Consider the following 18,196-nt stretch of genomic DNA (forward strand, 5'->3'; position numbering starts at 1 on the left):
TGTTTTAGTAATAAGATAACAACTATTAAACACACTAAATCAACATATAGTTGTATTAAGGAGGCACAAGTATGAAAAGAAATACTCAAACGGATAGTAAAATAAAAAAATCCTTCATCAAATTGATGGAGGACAAGGGTTTTGAAAATTTATCTGTTAGTGATATTACCGATAATGCCAAAGTTAATCGTAGTACATTTTACGCGCATTATGATGATAAATTCGATTTATTACAACACTATGAAGATGACACGTTAAAGTCCTTAGGTCAGACTTTGAATAAGGTTTTACGTGATAAGACAAAAAGAGATTCGGTAATCGAGCCGATTATTGGCTATATCGAATCTGAATTTGATTTAGTTAAAATTTTGATCAAGATACCTTCTTTTGAAGACAAGATAAGAAATGTTTTACGACAAGTTGTCGATCAAGGTCTATATCTAGATAAAGGAAATGATGAGACTGTTAATTTGATCCCTAGTGATTATGCTTATGAGATCGTAGTTTCTGGTTTGCTTAATACGATCAAATATTGGCTTTCTAAGGATCATCCAGAAGACCAAGACACGATCATTGACATTATCATGAAAACTCGTTATTTAAGTCCATACGATCTTTTGGGCGTTGATGATCAGTTTGGCAATACTATTAAGGTTTGATTTTTAACTCATTGATGTTGTGAGAGCTCATGAGTTGCTTTATTTGATCCATCAAGTCGGTGTTGTTATTGTAATCAGCAAATGCGATTGCGGTGGTTAAAGCATGACTTAATTTGTTGTAGTTGATGGGATCCTTTTTTAATATATTGACCGCTGATAAAAAGTACAATTGATCAGTGAATTTGGCCGTAAAGAATTTATCAAACTTGTGTAGTCCTAAATTTATTAACTCATCACTTTTTTGATAGTTTTGTTTCTCACTATACCAATTGGCCAGTCTTAGGATAGTAGTCCGGTAATAGAAATAATCAAAGCTAGAACTGACAACGACATCAATACTGCTATATGCTAAATCGAAATAATAGGCTGTTTTTGTTTCTTGAGACTTTTCTAGATATATTTGTCCTAATTCAGAATAGATCATGTTTCCCCAAAAACTATTGCGATTAGTTAGTATATCTAACGAATAATTTAATTGAAAAATTGCTTCGTCGAAATCATTTTTGGACTTTGCTAAAGCAGCCCATAAAAAATGCAAATGTGCTTTTTGTGAGGAGGGGAGGGCACTCTCTTTTATTGTAGGTAGGTTACTTTGAAGTTTTGAGTAATTATTACTTTGCATAGCTGCATCTAATTCTTCAAATTTATCTTGAACTAGATTACTAGATGGCAGTGAAGAGAATTCAGAAAACACTTGATCTAAAGTTAAATTTAATTTTTGGCAAATGGAGATCAAAATGCTAATTGAAGGAGCAATATTTTGATTTTCTATTTTACTGATGATTGCCTGGGTACAAATTCCGTCAGATAACTCGGTTTGATTTAGATTCATAGATTTTCGTTTTTCTTGAATTACGTTACCTAAAAGCATAATTATTCTCCTTTAATATTATCTTTAATCATATTTGGACCTTATATATCTAGTGTATATTACATATAGTAATATTAGACAGTAAAAAGTTTAAAATTATCCATAAAAAAAGAGCGGACATTGTCCGCTCAAATCAATTAATTATGAATGTAGCTTGATGTATTCTAGGATTACTTTTTCTTCTTCAGCTGTAGCTTCATAATCACCAGATTTAAGATTATGAATTCTTTCAACTGAGAGGTGACTTTCAAAAGCAAATTGTGTATCGTTCATATTTTTATCACGTTCAAAGTGAATAATTGTTTCAGCAATATTTGGTTTATCCATATCACTACCTCCATTAATTAAATCATAGCATTAAGATGAGATTAATTAAAACGTTGACCACTTATTTAATGGCCAGTAGCGCCATTTGACTTCACCAATAATACTCTTTTTATTGATAAAACCAATAATTCGGCTATCCTTTGATACTGTTCTGTGATCTCCCATTACAAAGTAGGAGCCTGCAGGAACCTTATTAGTCTTTTCAACTTTTTTAAGATAGCTGTTACTATATCTTTGTTTATACTCTGAAGATTCTTTAGCAAGTTCACTTAGGGTAAAATCATAGGTATAGCTGTATGGTTTGTTAGCATAAATACTTGTTTCTGGTTCTTTTAGTTTAGAACCTGCATCTAAAAATGACTCATCTAATTTCTTTCCATTGACATAAATCTTGTTGTTCTTAGAAACTACTGTATCACCAGGTAATCCGATAATACGCTTAATATAAAATGATCCAGGTTCGTCAGGTGCCTTTAAAACAACTACGTCTCCTCGAGATAATTGTGTATGCCTAAAGGCAATGACTTTATCTCCATTTTCAAAGGTTGGTTGCATCGAGGGCCCTGAAACCTTGTCATTTGAAAAAACGAATTGCATAAGTAGGAAGAGGACTGCGTATATGGCTGCGGTCAACGCTATTGTCTGCAGCCAAAACTTCCAACCGCCTTCTTCATCCTTCTTAGGCTTTCGTCTTGTTCTATTGTCTGCCATAATTCACCTCGTATGTATACTAACTAGAATATTACACTTTTTGAAGATTATTGGAAATAATTGTATTGTTTTTAAATCTTTTTTAATTAGCAAAATGAGAGACTAACTATTGTATAATGTTTAAGAATTTTATTTAAAGGGGATCATAATTATTAATTCATCAAAGAGATTGATTTATATTGATTTTATTAGAGTTATTGCAATGCTTGGAGTGGTCATGGCACATTCAAGTGCTGATATTTTAATTACGAAATCTTTTTCAAATTATTGGAATCTTGCCAACGCGATTATTGTTATTGTTACTCCAGCTGTACCACTATTCTTTATGATCAGTGGGGCAAATCTATTAAATAGTGACAAAACTTATGGGGTTTGGTACTTATTCAAACATCGTTTAACTCGTGTCTTGATACCGTTTGTTTTTTGGTCATTTGCTTCAACCGCTTTTTTTCAAACTATCGATCCAAATACAGGTTTTTCTTGGCATCAGACGCTGAAAAATATGTTAATGATCTATCATCAACCAGTGTTAGAGGCATATTGGTTCATTTATCCGTTGATTGCTTTTTACTTGATATCACCTTTGATCAAAGCACTGGTAGATAATATGAGTGAACAATTATTAAATTACGCCTTGATTCTTTGGTTTATTACTAATATGGTATTTCCATTTTTGGTTGTCACTATGCCAAGTCCGTGGGCAGATATTTTTAAAGTAGATAATTTTGGTAATTTATTTTTCATATCTAAATCTCTGGGATACTTTATTTTAGGTTATAAATTATCTAAAGTAGATACTAGAAAGCTTCATTTATCAATTAATTTGATCATCAGTCTTATTTTAATCGTTACTATGATCGGCATTAATTATTGGACTTATCATGATAGTAGTGTTCATATTCCTGTAACTGGCTATGAACCATCCGTCTTTGTACCAGTAATTTCAAGCTTGATCTTCCTATCATTTAAGATGATCAATAAAAAGATACCTTCTTTTGCAGGTAAAATTATCGAATTCATTGCTCCTTTGACATATGGCGTTTATTTAGTTCATGGAATTGGGATTCGTTTGGCACAATATTATGTTAGTAGTTTAAATTTCTTGGGTGTTTTTGCATTAGCAACGTTGATTTCATTAGTAATTGTTTGGCTTATCAGTTTAATTCCAATTGCTAAAAAATATTTAATTTAGAGGTAATAGTGTATGGTTTCAAGCTATATTGGTGGATTAAGACAACAGATATCAAATTTACCTAACGGTAAACGTTTTAAAGCTCGAGTAGATTTTATGGATCATGTTTGTCAATCACTTGCCAATAAAGAATTACCAAAATATCACTTTCCACATTTTCAATTGTCAAAAAAAGAAGTTTCCAGTTATTTGAGTTCTTTGATCGAATTAGGTCAGCCAGAATTTGAAAAAGTAGTTTTAGATCTACAAAAATTTGATCATGATTTGCGTGAGTTCAGGACTTATTTACAAGTTCGATTTGGGTATTGGGCTACGATAACAAGTGATTTGATGAAGACCTGGAGTGAACTTTATCCTAATAAGATCTATTTAGAATTAATGGCTGGTAATGGCTATATTTCAAAAGGATTTATGGATAACGGTATAAAGTCCATTTGTACTGATGATTTAAGCTGGTCTAAACAAAGTCAAACTGGCCTCAATACTTTGGTCAATGTCGAAAACCTTGATGCAATAGCCGCTTTAAACAAGTATTCACAATCAGTGGATGCGGTTGTTTTAGCGTGGAGTCCCGATCGAGAAGAAATTGATTACGATATTTTACAGTTAGTTCGCCAATTTGATCTTGAATTATTCGTCATTGGCGAAAAGAATGGAGCTACAAACAGTCGTAAATTTTGGGAGAGTGCCCAAGTTCTTGATAGTCCTGAAGTTGAAAAGTTAAATGAGCTTTATAAACAGTATGATCTTGTTTCCGATAAAATCTATTTGATTAACTGAAAAATTGCAACATAAAAATGTTATCGTACAAGTAATACTAAGATTAGGTGGGTTTCAATGAAGAAAATAATTTCTAGTATCATAATATTTATTGTGGTTCTACTGGCAGGGACGGCAATCTCTAAGAGTGATTCTATTAAATATAGCAATACGATGAATCGGCTAGGTATGAGTGAAGATGCTACTGTTTTGGAAACTAATTCAAAGAAAAATTTAGTAACTGCTATTAAAGATTTGAATGAAAAAAAATTATCTAGTTATCAATTGATCTTCTTTGATAAGAGTAATAGTGACATTGGATACATATACAATTATAAGAAGAATGGAAAGCTGCCAATAACTTCCGGCCGTTACTTCTCTAAGAGTGACTTTTCTTCGCAGATACCTTTTGCTGTACAAGGAAAAAGCTCAGAAATAGAAGAGTACAAGCCTCAAAGTCAGTCTTATATTAAAGTGGGTAAACGCTATATTTCTGTGATTGGGAATATGGGATTTGGTAATTCAGATTTATTAAATGACCAAACTTTGATCTCACTGTCGCCTAATCAGCAAAAGAGTAACAAGTCGTTGAAAAATGTCATTACTGTTTTAGATGGTAAAGCGCTTAGTTCAAAAGAAAATTACAGTTTTATCAAAAAAACCTTACATGTAAAAGGTTCGCATAAATACAGTCCGCAAACAGACGATTTTAGTGCAGTTAAAGTAGAGAATAATGGTGAAATTTATAAAGTCGGTATAGTATTGCTATTCATTTTATCGATCGCAATTGAATTTTATATTTTAGTGCCATTAAAATATGATTTGTCACGTTCTCATTTAACTGGTGATCTTAAAAACAATTATCGTAATGGATTACTTTTAAGATATTTACTTTATACTTTGGTACCTTATTTAGCGGGTTACTTAATGGTCAATTGGAAAATTGTGATCATTAGTCACACGACGTTTAATATATTTATGATCGGTTCGATCGTGGTAGCGGTTGTTATTGGTTTATATCAAATATTTTTTGTGAAACGAACGGAGAGATTTAATGAGAGTTAACTTGAGTGAAGATTTTAAAACTAAATATAAAGAATTGCTGGGTGATAGAGCAGAGTCCCTTTTCCAAGCTATCGAAGTTGATAGTAAGAACGCCTTTCGTCTAAATCCTCTAAAGAATAATTATCAAAATGTTCAGTACAAATTAGATCAACCTATCGAGTACAGTAAATTTGGTTACTTTGGTGACATTGACGGCAATTCGATCGACCACTTATCTGGTTATGTTTATAGTCAAGAACCAAGTGCAATGTATGTTGCAGAAGTGGTCGATCCAAAAGATGAGAAAGTTTTGGATCTTTGTGCCGCCCCTGGAAGCAAGACAACTTATTTGGCCTCGTTAATGGGCGGTAGCGGCCTTTTAGTCAGTAACGAGATAAATAACAAGCGTGCACGGGTACTTTCCTCAAACGTGGAAAGAATGGGCATAAAAAATGCTATTGTGATAAATAACTCTCCTAAAGATTTAGAAGGATCATTTGAAGGCTACTTTGACAAAATATTGGTTGATGCGCCATGTTCTGGTGAGGGGATGTTTAGAAAAGATCCTGAGTCGGTTCAATATTGGTCACCTGAATATGTTGAACAATGTGCCAATCGACAGAAACACATCTTAGATTCAGCTTTTTTCATGCTTAAAGATGGTGGAACGCTAGTTTATTCAACTTGTACCTTTGCACCGGAAGAAAATGAAAATAATATTGCTGAATTTGTAAAACGACATCCAGAAATGGAAATCGTACCAATCAAAAAATATTCCGGTATGGAAGATGGACGTCCAGAGTGGGGACATGACAATCAAGATCTAACTAAGGCTTTAAGAATGTTTCCTGACAAGTTTGATGGCGAAGGTCATTTTATTTGCAAGATGATTAAAGCAGGCGTTGAAAAATCTGCCAAAATTAGAACTTTTAAAAATCAACCAACAAAAATAGAGATGTCATATTTAGATAAGTTTATTAAACAAAATCTTACTAGCAATAATTTAAGTGAGATCTTTAAAGTTAAAGAAGATCTTTATCAAGCTGCAACTTTTGATAATAGATTTAAAAAATTACATGTTTTAAGAAATGGTCTCAAGTTAGGCGAATTCAAAAAAAATAGGTTTGAGCCTAGCATCTCGTGGATGTTAACACTCAAACCTGATGATTTGAAATCAGTATATGAATTAGATGATGACCAATTTATTAAATACTTACATGGTGAATCAGTCTTGATCGAAAATGATTTTTCAAATAAGTGGATCGGACTTAGCTATCAAGGTAAACTTTTTAGCTGGGGTAGATATAGTAATAAACAAATTAAGAATGTTTATCCTAAAGGACTAAGAAAATAAGTTTATTTGACGCTGTTTTGCATAATTTATTAAGCTCTCATCATAAATGATGGGGGCTTTTTTTATTTCTTTAATATTTTTAGCACCAATATTTGCCATAATAATTCTCAATTGAACAATAAAACTTTCAAAGAAGAGACTTGTTTCTTCATACGAGTACTTCTGTAAGTGATGTAAAACAAGGCCTGACATGCCAACTGAACTAGCTCCCATGCAAAGAGCTTTGATAACGTCCATTGGTGTTCTTATACCACCTGATGCAAAGAAGTTTAATTCATTTTGATATGGTTTAGTTTCAATCAATGATTCTACTGTTGAAAGTGAAAATTGATCCAAATAAGTTAAGTCTAGTTCGTGGTTTCTAGCACTTTCAATTTGAGCAAAATCAGTTCCGCCAAATCCAGAAATATCGACGTTTTGGACACCAATATTTTTTAATTGCTGAATGTTCTCTTTTGACATCCCGAAACCAACTTCTTTAACGATAATGGGCACTGAAACATTCTTTACAATCGACTCAATGTTTTTTAGCCAAATAAATTCACGATCACCTTCAGGCATGGCAAGTTCTTGAGTAACGTTCAAGTGGATCTGCAAAGCATCAGCAGAAATTAAATCGACTGCTTGTTGAGCTAATTTAGGAGTTGCTTTAGCTGATGTATTAGCAATTACAAATCCAGTTGGGTTATTTTCTCTTAAAGTTTCAAAACTATTGGCAGTTTCTGGAATCCTAAAATAAACTCCCATTGAGCCACTGGAAACGGGGATGTTCAACTCATTTGCTAGCTTGGCTAGTTCAGTGTTGAATTTAGTTGATTGTTTAGAGCCACCTGTAATGGCATTAAAATAGATCGGTAAACTGGCTTTAAAACCTAAGAAGTCAACCGATAGATCAATATCATGATAATTTAATTCAGGTAAAGCATCGTGAAGCAATCTGACATTGTCAAAATCAGCAAATGATTCGTCAGTAAAGTATTTTTCAGCTAGAAAAAGATGTTCGACCTTACGCTGAATTTGTTTATCTTGTTTAGGCATTAGCGATTATTTCTCCGATTTTTAATGATAGAGGAGTGATTCCAACCTTTTTCCACTTTTCTTCTAGTAGATCAAGATTTAAGTCGCGGTCACTGATAACAATTCCACAATCACCACCACCGGCACCAGACGTCTTAGCGGAACCACCAAGTTTTTGAGCGATGTCACATAAGTCAGTTAGAAGTTCAGTTTCAATATGAACATTACTAAACTCGGCCAAATCAGACAGTAAAGTACGATATTGATTGATCATTTTTTTAATAAGTTCTGAATTGCAAGTTCTAAAACCATGAATTAGCGTCTCGACACTATTACGGCTGGCTTTTAAGAAGTTTTGATATTTTTCAACTTTTTGTGCTTTTGTTAAAGCTATTCGATCGACCAGAATAGAGGTTGAAGCAGGTGATCCTGTCCAACCGACAGTTAATTCAAGATCGCTAGGTAAAATCAATGTTTCGATTTCAAGATTAGGCCAGTTTAATTCCAAAACGGTTGATAAACTATGATTTCGAATAATATTAAAAACCCAGTTACGGTCAGGTGATTTATAAGCTACGATACCACCAAAAGCACTAGCAGCAATATCACCAAGACTTCCGTTTCCTTGAACCGATAAGTGGGCGATAGAAGCTAGTTTATAGATATCCATAGGAGTTAATTTTAGTTTATAAAAATCCCCTAAGGCTTTTACAACGGCAACTGTTACAGCTGCCGATGAACCTAGACCGTATTTTTTTCCATCTTTTGAATCTAATTCACTAGTTACGAGTAGGTCATAATATGCTAGATCTTTTTTCTTTTCCAAAGCATATTTTTCTACAAAATTAATGGCCGCCAAAATGTACTGTAATTGACTTTCAGTATCGTCAAAAACTAATTCTGTACCTTGTCGGTCCCAATGAATAAGTTCTTTATTAAGATTTTTAGATTGAATCGTACCGCCATCTTCAGACTTAGTGATTGTGGCAGTAACGTATTGGTTAACTGAAGCAATAACAGCAGGGAAGCCGGTTTCAACAACGGCATATTCTCCTGCTAAATATAACTTCCCAGGTGCTTTTCCTGTAGACAAAAATATCATACCTTTCAATATCTGTATCAGAAGTATTGTATACCATGACCAATATTCGCTACAACTGTAGTAACATCAGATAAATTATTTAAATAAGTTTTAACTTGTTCAATTGATTTATGAGTTCCAAGTATTTTTACGTTTGGACCAGCATCTATCGTAACATATGCCAGAATCCCTTTTTGTCTTAGATCCTGAATTAAATGAATTATTTCGATAGTCTTTGGTTCAAAATACGTAAATGATGGTTTGGCGGATAATGTCAATGCATGCATACTCATTGCATTGTGTTCAGCAATCTCACCGATCTTTTGAATATCTTTTTGTTTGATTGCCTGTTTGATCTCGATTATTTCTGAAGACACTATTTTAACCCAATTTGAATAAAATGGGGAAGTTTCAACACTTTTTTTCATACCGACAGTCGAAGAAATTTTCTTGGCACTTTGATTTACGACAACTGACAAGACTTCCAAATCAATATTAGGTTCTTCATCTATGGGCACAGCATACGAATTTTCGTTGTTATTACCGGCGATCCATTCGACAAAACCACCATAGATCGAGCGACTGGCTGATCCAGAACCGCGTCTCGCTAAAATTGATAACTGTGATTTATTGAGATTTAAATTCATCGTTTGATCAATTGAAGCAGCTAGAGCCGCAAAACCAGAAGCTGATGAGGCAAATCCAGCTGAGGTAGGGACATGATTGATAGAATTTACTTTTAAATGTTCGGAAAACCCATATTCTTTTCTAGTTTCTTCTAAGTAATTAACGATTCTTTTACTCTGAGTTTCATTCAGTAATTCATCATTAAGGTAAATGATATCCTTATCAGAGTCGATTACTTCAGAACTTGTATCAGTATAAAAACGATCTAAAGTTAATGAAAGACTATTCGTACACGGTAATTTTAATTGTTGATCTTTTTTACCCCAGTATTTTATTAGAGCAATATTTGTAAAAGCTCGAGCAGTTTTAGTCAACGTCTGTTTCCTCCGTATAAATAGATAAAGGCTGGATCCAAGTTTGTTCGGCACCATTTTTGATGAGTGCTTTTTGGACCATTGTGGCATTATTAATATTTCTAGTTAAAGATATCATGCAGCCACCACGACCGCCTCCGGTTATTTTACTACCAAGTGAGCCAGCGTTTTTAGCGGCTTTGATCAATTGATCAGTTTTAGGAATAGCCAGATTTAATTCTGACAAAATTTGATTTGCTTTATCAAAAGTTTGACCAAGTAATTTTAATTGATTGTTTATTAAACTGTTTTTAGTGGTTAGAGTGCAAGCCCCTAGATCTTCTAAAAGTTGGCCAATTCCTTTTTGATCATTTTGATACATTTGATGAACTTCAGCGACGGTTTCTTTAGTTTTTCCTTTAACACCAGAATCACCAATAACGATAAAACCGTCTGATGAGAAGTTAAAATGTTCTATTGTATCTTTACTGTAAAGTACCGGAGCATTTGAAATGACCGTTAAAGCATCTAATCCACTAGCTTTACCGTGTGTTACAGTTTCTGATTTGTTAACATATTCAAGAAGTGTTTTAGTATCTAACCTTTGATCAAATAAGTTGAAAAAGGCTCTTGTTAAAGCCGCCGCAATTGCAGCTGATGACCCTAATCCACGTTCAATCGGTAGGTTACTGTCAATATTGATGGCGTAATTTATTTTATTATTATTTAAATGTTCATCAAGTAATTCAATTAAATACTTAACACCTGAAAGTGTATCAGGTATTTGCGATATTTTACCAACATAATATTTTGATGATAAAATATTTTCTGGATTTTGTTTTATTTTAACGATTACAGGGATGCTAACTAAAGGTACAGCAATTGCAGGGTATCCGTAAACTACCGCATGTTCGCCCATAATGATCGTTTTTCCGTGACTTTTTCCAATTCCTTTAAGCACAGGCTCACCTCTTGTTTTCTTCAAATACTTATTTTATACATCTATTGTTCAGATTTCCACTTTCTATATAATTATAATTAATTAAGATAAATTTTTTTAGGGAGAAATATTATGGCATTGAATTTTGTATTAGGAAAAAATCAGTTTGATCATCATCAAAAAATGATGGAGCTCTTTAGAAAAGAATATCAAAAGAATCCTAATGATCAGTTTTTCTTTTTAGTCCCTAATCATATTAAATTTGAATCTGAAATTAACATGCTAAAAGAATTAGGAGAGGATCAAGATGAACTAATTGCTACAAGCAATGTTCAAAGTTTTTCTTTCTCTAGATTGGCTTGGTACTTTCTTCGCAGTAATTCTACATTTACTGCGGAAAGTCTAACTGAAACTAAGTCGGCGATGATTTTAAGAGATATTATCAATAAGAATAAAAAATCACTTCAGATCTTTTCTGGTATGACTGAAAAAAGTGGCTTTTTTGAGCAACTATCTAAACAGTTCAATGAATTTCAAAACGGTCAAATTCAGCCAGATGATATTGAAGAGTCTTTAAAAACAGGTGATGAAGTCTTTTTTAAAGATAAGGTAGCTGAATTGAATTTGATCTATCGAGATTATTTAGATGCTACTAAAAACTATCAAACTAATGATTATCAATTAAATGCGCTTGCTAATTATTTGAACCAGGATTTAAAGTCTAAAAACTATCACTTTTACATTGAAAGCTTCTCATCATTTACAGCGGCGGAATTGAACTTAGTCAGTTCTTTGATCATTAATGGAGCAAGCTTTAATATCTCATTAATAATGGAAAAACCAGTTTTAGGAGAGCTTGATAGTGCAAGTTTTTATTATCGTCCCGAAAATACTTATCAGCAGTTATATAAACTAGCTAGAAATAATCAGATAGCGGTCTACAATGTTTTTGCTAACGAAGTTAGGATCAATAAAGATATTAGAAGTTTAGAAGATTATTGGATCCAGTCTAGTAGTTTAGGGCCAGTTAATGGAGATACTAAATTAAAGAGTCCTAATTCCGTCCAAATTTGGAAGTGTACGAATAAACAAACGGAAGTTTCAGCCATTAGTACGTATATTCGTCAATTAGTAGCAACACAAAATAATCGTTATAAAGATTTTTTGATCGTTGCCAGAGATTTAGGACAATACCGTTCATTCATAGAATCATTTATGGAAGTAAACGATGTTCCTTATTTCATTGATCTAGAAAAAAAGATGACTGACCACCCATTTAAAAAGATGATCGATCTATTATTTAAGATCTTGAATCGGGGAATGCAAAGTAGTGATGTTATTTCTTTACTAAGAACTGAACTGATGTTGCCAGTAGAATTTGAATCAACGGCTAAATTTCGTGATGCAGTTGATTTAACGGAAAACTACGTCCTAGCTACTGGTATCACTAAAAGAAATTGGCTAGGGGATGATTTTAAGCCAGATGCTGATTTGGACAAGGATATTGATACATCGGTGATTGAAAAATATCATTTGATAAATATCGTTAAAAACTTTGTCAAAAACTTATTTACTAAATTAGATGAATTTTTCAAGACTGATCACTCTTCGGTTGATGCAGCAACTTTTTTGTATAATTTTTTGGATGAACAAGGGGTATTCAAACAGTTATTACTTTGGCAAAAACAGGCAACAGAAAAAAATGATCTGTCACTAGCAAATCAGCCAGAACAAGTAGTTAATAAATTTAATGAAATTTTAGATGAATACGTAAGCGTCTTTAATGATGCAAAATTTGATGCTAAAAACTTTATTGAAATATTAGATGCGGCTTTTGAAACGGCTCAATATTCGCAAATTCCATCGACACTAGATGCAGTTAATATATCCGAAATAGGGATGGTACAACCTAATAATCGAAAGATAACTTTGATTTTAGGTGCGACTACGGACAATATGCCGGCGGCATCAGTTTCCAATAATATTATTACGAATGATGAACGAAAACTTATTTCAGACTCATTGGGGGATGATAAGTTTTTAAAGGATTCTGACGAGGTGGTTAATAACTCCGAACCCTTTTTACACGATTTAGTATTCACCACACCAAGTAGTCGTTTGATTTTTACTTATCCTGGTTTTACTGATGATAATAAACAAAAAGATTTATCAAGTTATGTAGTAAGAATCAAAAATCACTTTCAGCTTGAGGAACAAGATATTTTATTTAATCCCGATGCTAATGAAAGTGAAGATCAAGTTATTCGTTACGTTGGATCGAAGTCATCTAGTTTAAATTATTTGATACGTGTGTCACGTCTGGCACTTGATAATAAGGATGACATTTCAAACTCATGGAAGTATGTCAGAAATCAGCTTTATAATGAAGAACCTGATAAAACTGAATTTGTTTTGGATTCACTAAATTATAAAAACCTACCTCATGATTTAAATCCTAAAACAGTTGCCAAATTGTATGGGGAAAATGTTAACGTATCCATTTCAAGACTTGAGACTTTCTATAAGAATGAGTATGAGTATTTCTTAAAATATGGTTTGAGATTACAGCCAAGACAAATTTTTGAAGTTACTCCTGCCCAGACTGGTTCGTTATTCCATGCTGTTTTAGATGGGTTAGTTAAACGTTTGAATAATGACAGCACTAATTTGAAATATTTATCGGATAGTCAGATACAGCAGTTGGTTCATCAAATTTTTAGTGATCAAATCGTTTATCCTGAAAATCGTATCTTTAGGATCAATGATCGAATGGATTTTATTTCAACTAAGTTAGAAGCAACAGTGTTGCAACTGATCATGTCGATGAAAGAACAATTAACGCATAATGAATTCGTTCCTCGAGCTTCTGAGGTTACTTTTGGACGAATCAAGAATCAGCAGAATTTACCTGGGTTGTCATTTGATTTGTCTAATGATCATAAAATCAATGTACGTGGGAAAATCGACCGAATTGATGAACTAACGATCGATGATGTTAATTATTTAGCTGTGATCGATTATAAATCTAGTAAGCATGATTTTTCATTCGCTGATTTCTTGGCCGGTTTATCAATGCAGATGCCAACGTATTTACAAAGTTTGGTTGCTAACTTGGATTTTCTATCAGAGGGCAATAATACGCAGATAGCGGGAGCCTTTTATTCACACATCCAAAACCCCAAGGTCACTTTGAATAATAAAATTAAGCCTGATTTGGAGTTGCTGAAGAAGTTTAAACTTTCAGGCTTAATTGTTGATGATAAAGAGCTACTAGATAATTTGGATACACGTTTGATTTCAGGTATATCAACGGTACTTCCGATGCGTAAGAAAAAAGATGGAACTATTAAGGTCAATGAGTCTAGTTTAATAACTAAAGACGATCTGTTTAGAATACTTAGTTACAATAAGCATTTGATAACGCAAGCGGGGGATGATATCTATTCAGGACGTTTACGTTTGAATCCTTATCGAGATCGTAATTTGAATACTGGTCTTCAATATAGTGATTACAAATCTATTTTTGAGTTTGATGCTATGTTGCCTGAAAATGATTATCACGAAATTATTAATTACAATAAAAAAGATGTTTTAGAAAAAATTCAAAGTATTTTGGAGGATGGGGAATAATGCCTGAGTGGACAAAAGAACAGCAGCAAGCAATAAATCACCATGGACATGATATTTTAGTCTCTGCCTCAGCTGGATCTGGTAAGACGACAATCTTAATTGAACGAATTATCGAAATGATCAAACAAGGTGAAAATGTAGATAATTTGTTAGTGGCGACATTTACTGAAGCAGCCGCGGCGGAAATGAAAGATAGATTAGTAAATCGCTTAAAAGATCTAGCTAATGATGGTTTAATAAAAAATGTTTTACGAAAACATATACAAAAACAAATCTTCAAAACACCCGTGGCAAACATTAGCACGCTACACGCTTTTTGTTTAAGTATCATCAAGAAGTTCTATTATATAATTGATCTCGATCCAAATTTTAGACTGCTAAGTGATGATACCGAAAAATCAATTATTCAAGACCAAGCTTTAGACAATGTACGTAACAAATACTATGAAAATCATGATAAGGATTATTTAAAACTAGTTGATAATTTCTCCAACGATCGTAGTGACGATGGACTAACGGACATAATTTATCAATTGTACAATTTTGCCATTACTAATGATCAAACTGATAAATGGCTGGATCAATTAACTAATATTTATACCGTTGAAGAGCCTATAAACAACTCTAATTTCTATAAGCTACTGTACGCGCCCCAAATACTTCGTAAACTTGATCAAATTAAAGATCTTCTTGATAGTGGTTTAGATATTGCGGTGGAAGATCCAGCTAGCAATACATATACTCCTGTATTTCAAGATATGACTACCAAAATTGAAAAAATAGCCCAAGATGTCAAACAAAATGTTAGTTATGATGACGTTCGTGAAGAAGTATTTAATCTAAGCTTTACGAATAAAAAAAGAGCCCCTAAAGATTTCGATCCAGATCCTGATCGTATGGAGCTACTTAAAGATATCCGTAAAACACTAGGTGATAAAGTAACAAAAAATTTAGTAAACAACTTCTTTTTGCTTAACGAACAAGATACTTTAAAGGAAATTAAAAAAGCTAAAAGCTTAATTGTTAAATTAGTTGAAGTTGAAAGAAACTTTATGAAGGAGTTTTCCCGTCTAAAAAATCGCCAACAAGTCTTAGATTTCAATGATTTGGAGCACATGGCAATGCAGATACTTTCGACCGAAGTCAATGGAACTAAAACAGCCTTGAAATTTTATCAAAATAAATTTCATGAAATTATGTTAGATGAGTATCAAGATATCAATGCAATGCAAGAGGGAATTATTCAACTTTTAAAAACTGATGATAACAATATATTTATGGTTGGAGATATTAAGCAGTCTATTTATGGATTCAGACAGGCTGCTCCTTATATTTTTGCTGGTAAATATGAAGATTTTCAAAAAGAAGATAACCCTAATGAATTAATCCAATTATCGAAAAATTTTCGCTCATCAGAGCAAGTTGACGATTTAGTAAATACGATTTTTACTCGAATCTTCGATAAAAACATTGGAGAGATCAATTACGATGAACAGTCCAAACTGATCGTGGGTACTAATTTCCCTAAAGAAGTTGATACTGACAGTGAGATGTATGTTTTAACCAATGAGGACGAAATTAATAAGGTTGAAAGAAGACAGTCTCAAATTCAGTTTGCAGCAAAAAGAATTCAAAAGTTAATTACTTCAAAATTCAAAATATTTGATGCCAAGAAGGGTGAAGTTAGAGATATAAAGTACTCTGATATCGCTATCCTTGTCAGAAATCGTAATAACAATACCGATTTGATTTCTTATTTTGCAAAATCAGAAATTCCATTAATGGTAACGGACGCTCAAAATTATTTTCAAACGACAGAACTACAAATAATGATGTCAATGCTTGAAATCGTTGATAATCCACGCCAAGATATACCTTTAGTTGCTGTACTTCGTTCACCGATAGTTGGCTTAAATGAAGAGGAATTGGCTCAAATTCGTCTGGTCAACAAGAATGAGGATTACTATACGGCAGTTATCGACTACATTGCAGATGATAAATCTCAACCAAATTTAGTAAAAAAACTGCAGTCATTCTTATTACAACTAGAAACTTATCGAGATTTTTCAAATAAGAATACTATTGCTAGATTGATCTGGAAAATCTATCAAGAGACGGCCATTTTGGAATATGTTTCAGGTATGCCTGGTGGTAAACAAAGATCAGCCAACCTGCATGCTCTCTATCAACGTGCTAGTGACTATGAAAATAATAATCTCAAAGGATTACACGCATTCATCGACTTTATTCAACGAATGGAAAAAATGGATAAAGATCTGTCACAACCAAACAGTATTGAAGCTACTGACGATACAGTTAAAGTTATGACGATCCATGCTAGCAAGGGATTGGAATTTCCAGTCGTAATTTTGTTAGATGCTGGTGGAGCTTTTAATATGCGTGACGTTAATAGTGAGACACTCTTTGACGCCGAACTTGGTCTAGGATTAACTGTTCTTAATAATCAGACTAGGGTCGCAATCAAAACCTTACAACATTCAATAATCAGTGAAAAAAGGCGAATATCAACGGTATCAGAAGAAATGCGGCTTCTGTATGTTGCTTTAACTCGTGCTAAGCAAAAACTAATTATTATCAGCTATGAAAAAGATTCTCAGAAGATGTTAAATAAATGGGATCAAATCAAGTTATCTAAAAAGGGTGTAGTTGATGATGGCTCAAGATTAGCCGCAACAAATTATCAAAATCTAATTGGAATGGGTGCTTTAAACAGTGATCAAAGGATTAAATCAAATACTCATACATCCAAGAACACATCGTGTCGTTTAAACTTTGATATCATTTTCGATGAAGCTTTGGACAAGAATAATGATAAGGGACTTTTAAAAGTAGTGGACGTAAGTGAACCGTCTGCTTTGTTCAAACAGACAGTTGATAGCATTTTAAATTTCAATTATCCCTATCAAGAATCCGTCGAGACTACCGCCTATCAATCAGTCTCTGAAATTAAAGGATTATTTGAAGATCCTGATGAAGATAAAATGGCCCAATCAAGTTTGTTAAGTGACAGTGGTCGATATAATATGGAAAATTTTGCTAAACCCAAATTTTTGGCTCAAACTAAGGTATCATCTGCTGATGTAGGAAGTGCGACGCATCTAGTTTTACAACAAATATCAATTGATGAAACTCCAAAGTTAGCTGATTTTAAAAATCTGATCAATGATTTAGTAAATGAAAGAATAATTGAACCTGAAGTTGCAAAAAGAATTGATATTACTAGTTTGAGTAACTTTTATCAAAGTACACTAGGTCAGGAAATAGTAGCCAATAATCAACATGTTTCCAGGGAAGTACCTTTTTCATCCCTAATGCCCGCAAAAAAACTCTTTAAAAAGAAAATCAACAATGAATCTTTCAATGATAAAATACTAGTTCATGGTATTATTGATGGTGTGATTGAATTAGAAGATGGAATAAAGATTTTTGATTATAAAACCGATAATGTAACTAGTCAAAACTTAACGAGTAAAGTTAAAGACTACTCTGGTCAGTTGAATCTTTATGCTCAAGCTATTTCAACAATTAAAAATAAACCAATTCTTGGTAAATATCTTTATTTCTTAAAGATCAATGAAATGGTTGATTTGAATAAAAATTAAACTAGATG

General features: G+C 33.0%; 14 protein-coding genes. 7 read left to right on the plus strand and 7 right to left on the minus strand.

Annotated features, from left to right (window positions below):
* Nucleotides 1-71: 71 nt before the first annotated feature.
* Nucleotides 72-659 carry a TetR/AcrR family transcriptional regulator gene (locus EKM77_RS01585; RefSeq protein ID WP_125591970.1) on the plus strand — a complete coding sequence of 196 codons (588 nt, stop codon included), beginning with the start codon at nt 72-74 and terminating at the stop codon, nt 657-659.
* On the opposite strand, the gene EKM77_RS01590 is transcribed toward EKM77_RS01585, so the two are convergent.
* The 3 genes from EKM77_RS01590 to lepB form a co-directional block, all read right to left on the minus strand.
* Nucleotides 649-1,530 carry a helix-turn-helix domain-containing protein gene (locus EKM77_RS01590; RefSeq protein WP_125591972.1) on the minus strand — a complete coding sequence of 294 codons (882 nt, stop codon included), beginning with the start codon at nt 1,528-1,530 and terminating at the stop codon, nt 649-651. The two genes, EKM77_RS01585 and EKM77_RS01590, sit on opposite strands and share 11 nt — an antisense overlap.
* 141 nt (nt 1,531-1,671) lie before the next feature.
* Nucleotides 1,672-1,857 (minus strand): LBP_cg2779 family protein, encoded by a 186-nt coding sequence (locus EKM77_RS01595; protein ID WP_125591974.1) that lies wholly within the window; start codon nt 1,855-1,857, stop codon nt 1,672-1,674.
* Between the two features lie 45 nt (nt 1,858-1,902).
* A complete protein-coding gene (gene lepB / locus EKM77_RS01600) occupies nt 1,903-2,568 on the minus strand; it encodes a signal peptidase I (RefSeq protein ID WP_125591976.1) in 666 nt (221 codons plus the stop codon).
* Nucleotides 2,569-2,737: 169 nt separating this feature from the next.
* Between lepB and EKM77_RS01605 the strand changes: the two genes are divergently transcribed.
* Genes EKM77_RS01605 through EKM77_RS01620 form a run of 4 tightly spaced genes read left to right on the plus strand, consistent with a single transcriptional unit; the run spans nt 2,738 to nt 6,917 of the window.
* Complete coding sequence (locus EKM77_RS01605) at nt 2,738-3,760, plus strand: acyltransferase (RefSeq protein ID WP_125591978.1); 1,023 nt, start codon at nt 2,738-2,740, stop codon at nt 3,758-3,760.
* A 12-nt stretch (nt 3,761-3,772) separates the two neighbouring features.
* Nucleotides 3,773-4,540, plus strand: a complete 768-nt coding sequence (locus EKM77_RS01610; RefSeq protein WP_125591980.1) for a hypothetical protein — start codon at nt 3,773-3,775, stop codon at nt 4,538-4,540.
* A gap of 57 nt (nt 4,541-4,597) precedes the next feature.
* On the plus strand, nt 4,598-5,584 hold the full coding sequence (locus tag EKM77_RS01615; protein ID WP_125591982.1) for a hypothetical protein: 987 nt from the start codon (nt 4,598-4,600) through the stop codon (nt 5,582-5,584).
* Nucleotides 5,574-6,917 carry an RsmB/NOP family class I SAM-dependent RNA methyltransferase gene (locus EKM77_RS01620; RefSeq protein WP_125591984.1) on the plus strand — a complete coding sequence of 448 codons (1,344 nt, stop codon included), beginning with the start codon at nt 5,574-5,576 and terminating at the stop codon, nt 6,915-6,917. Before EKM77_RS01615 ends, EKM77_RS01620 begins: the two co-directional genes overlap by 11 nt.
* On the opposite strand, the gene fni is transcribed toward EKM77_RS01620, so the two are convergent.
* Genes fni through mvk form a run of 4 tightly spaced genes read right to left on the minus strand, consistent with a single transcriptional unit; the run spans nt 6,906 to nt 10,956 of the window.
* Nucleotides 6,906-7,955 (minus strand): type 2 isopentenyl-diphosphate Delta-isomerase, encoded by a 1,050-nt coding sequence (gene fni / locus EKM77_RS01625; RefSeq protein WP_125591987.1) that lies wholly within the window; start codon nt 7,953-7,955, stop codon nt 6,906-6,908. The genes EKM77_RS01620 and fni overlap by 12 nt on opposite strands.
* Nucleotides 7,948-9,027: a phosphomevalonate kinase gene (locus tag EKM77_RS01630; RefSeq protein WP_125591989.1), complete on the minus strand. Its 1,080-nt coding sequence runs from the start codon at nt 9,025-9,027 to the stop codon at nt 7,948-7,950. Before EKM77_RS01630 ends, fni begins: the two co-directional genes overlap by 8 nt.
* Before the next feature lie 26 nt (nt 9,028-9,053).
* Nucleotides 9,054-10,016: a diphosphomevalonate decarboxylase gene (mvaD, locus tag EKM77_RS01635; RefSeq protein WP_125591991.1), complete on the minus strand. Its 963-nt coding sequence runs from the start codon at nt 10,014-10,016 to the stop codon at nt 9,054-9,056.
* Nucleotides 10,009-10,956 carry a mevalonate kinase gene (mvk, locus tag EKM77_RS01640; protein WP_125591993.1) on the minus strand — a complete coding sequence of 316 codons (948 nt, stop codon included), beginning with the start codon at nt 10,954-10,956 and terminating at the stop codon, nt 10,009-10,011. Before mvk ends, mvaD begins: the two co-directional genes overlap by 8 nt.
* A gap of 111 nt (nt 10,957-11,067) precedes the next feature.
* On the opposite strand from mvk, the gene EKM77_RS01645 reads away from it, so the two are divergent.
* Nucleotides 11,068-14,565, plus strand: a complete 3,498-nt coding sequence (locus EKM77_RS01645; RefSeq protein ID WP_125591995.1) for a PD-(D/E)XK nuclease family protein — start codon at nt 11,068-11,070, stop codon at nt 14,563-14,565.
* Complete coding sequence (gene addA, locus EKM77_RS01650; protein WP_125591996.1) at nt 14,565-18,188, plus strand: helicase-exonuclease AddAB subunit AddA; 3,624 nt, start codon at nt 14,565-14,567, stop codon at nt 18,186-18,188. The genes EKM77_RS01645 and addA overlap by 1 nt, the downstream gene beginning before the upstream one ends.
* Nucleotides 18,189-18,196: the final 8 nt, after the last annotated feature.

This window comes from Companilactobacillus baiquanensis, from assembly GCF_003946605.1.
Taxonomy (GTDB): domain Bacteria; phylum Bacillota; class Bacilli; order Lactobacillales; family Lactobacillaceae; genus Companilactobacillus; species Companilactobacillus baiquanensis.

What these genes read in the sequence shown, in the direction of transcription:
- EKM77_RS01585 (WP_125591970.1), top strand. Translation starts at nt 72, where the DNA reads ATGAAAAGAAATACTCAAACGGATAGTAAAATAAAAAAATCCTTCATC.
- EKM77_RS01590 (WP_125591972.1), bottom strand. Translation starts at nt 1,530, where the DNA reads ATGCTTTTAGGTAACGTAATTCAAGAAAAACGAAAATCTATGAATCTA.
- EKM77_RS01595 (WP_125591974.1), bottom strand. Translation starts at nt 1,857, where the DNA reads ATGGATAAACCAAATATTGCTGAAACAATTATTCACTTTGAACGTGAT.
- lepB (WP_125591976.1), bottom strand. Translation starts at nt 2,568, where the DNA reads ATGGCAGACAATAGAACAAGACGAAAGCCTAAGAAGGATGAAGAAGGC.
- EKM77_RS01610 (WP_125591980.1), top strand. Translation starts at nt 3,773, where the DNA reads ATGGTTTCAAGCTATATTGGTGGATTAAGACAACAGATATCAAATTTA.
- EKM77_RS01615 (WP_125591982.1), top strand. Translation starts at nt 4,598, where the DNA reads ATGAAGAAAATAATTTCTAGTATCATAATATTTATTGTGGTTCTACTG.
- EKM77_RS01620 (WP_125591984.1), top strand. Translation starts at nt 5,574, where the DNA reads ATGAGAGTTAACTTGAGTGAAGATTTTAAAACTAAATATAAAGAATTG.
- fni (WP_125591987.1), bottom strand. Translation starts at nt 7,955, where the DNA reads ATGCCTAAACAAGATAAACAAATTCAGCGTAAGGTCGAACATCTTTTT.
- EKM77_RS01645 (WP_125591995.1), top strand. Translation starts at nt 11,068, where the DNA reads ATGGCATTGAATTTTGTATTAGGAAAAAATCAGTTTGATCATCATCAA.
- addA (WP_125591996.1), top strand. Translation starts at nt 14,565, where the DNA reads ATGCCTGAGTGGACAAAAGAACAGCAGCAAGCAATAAATCACCATGGA.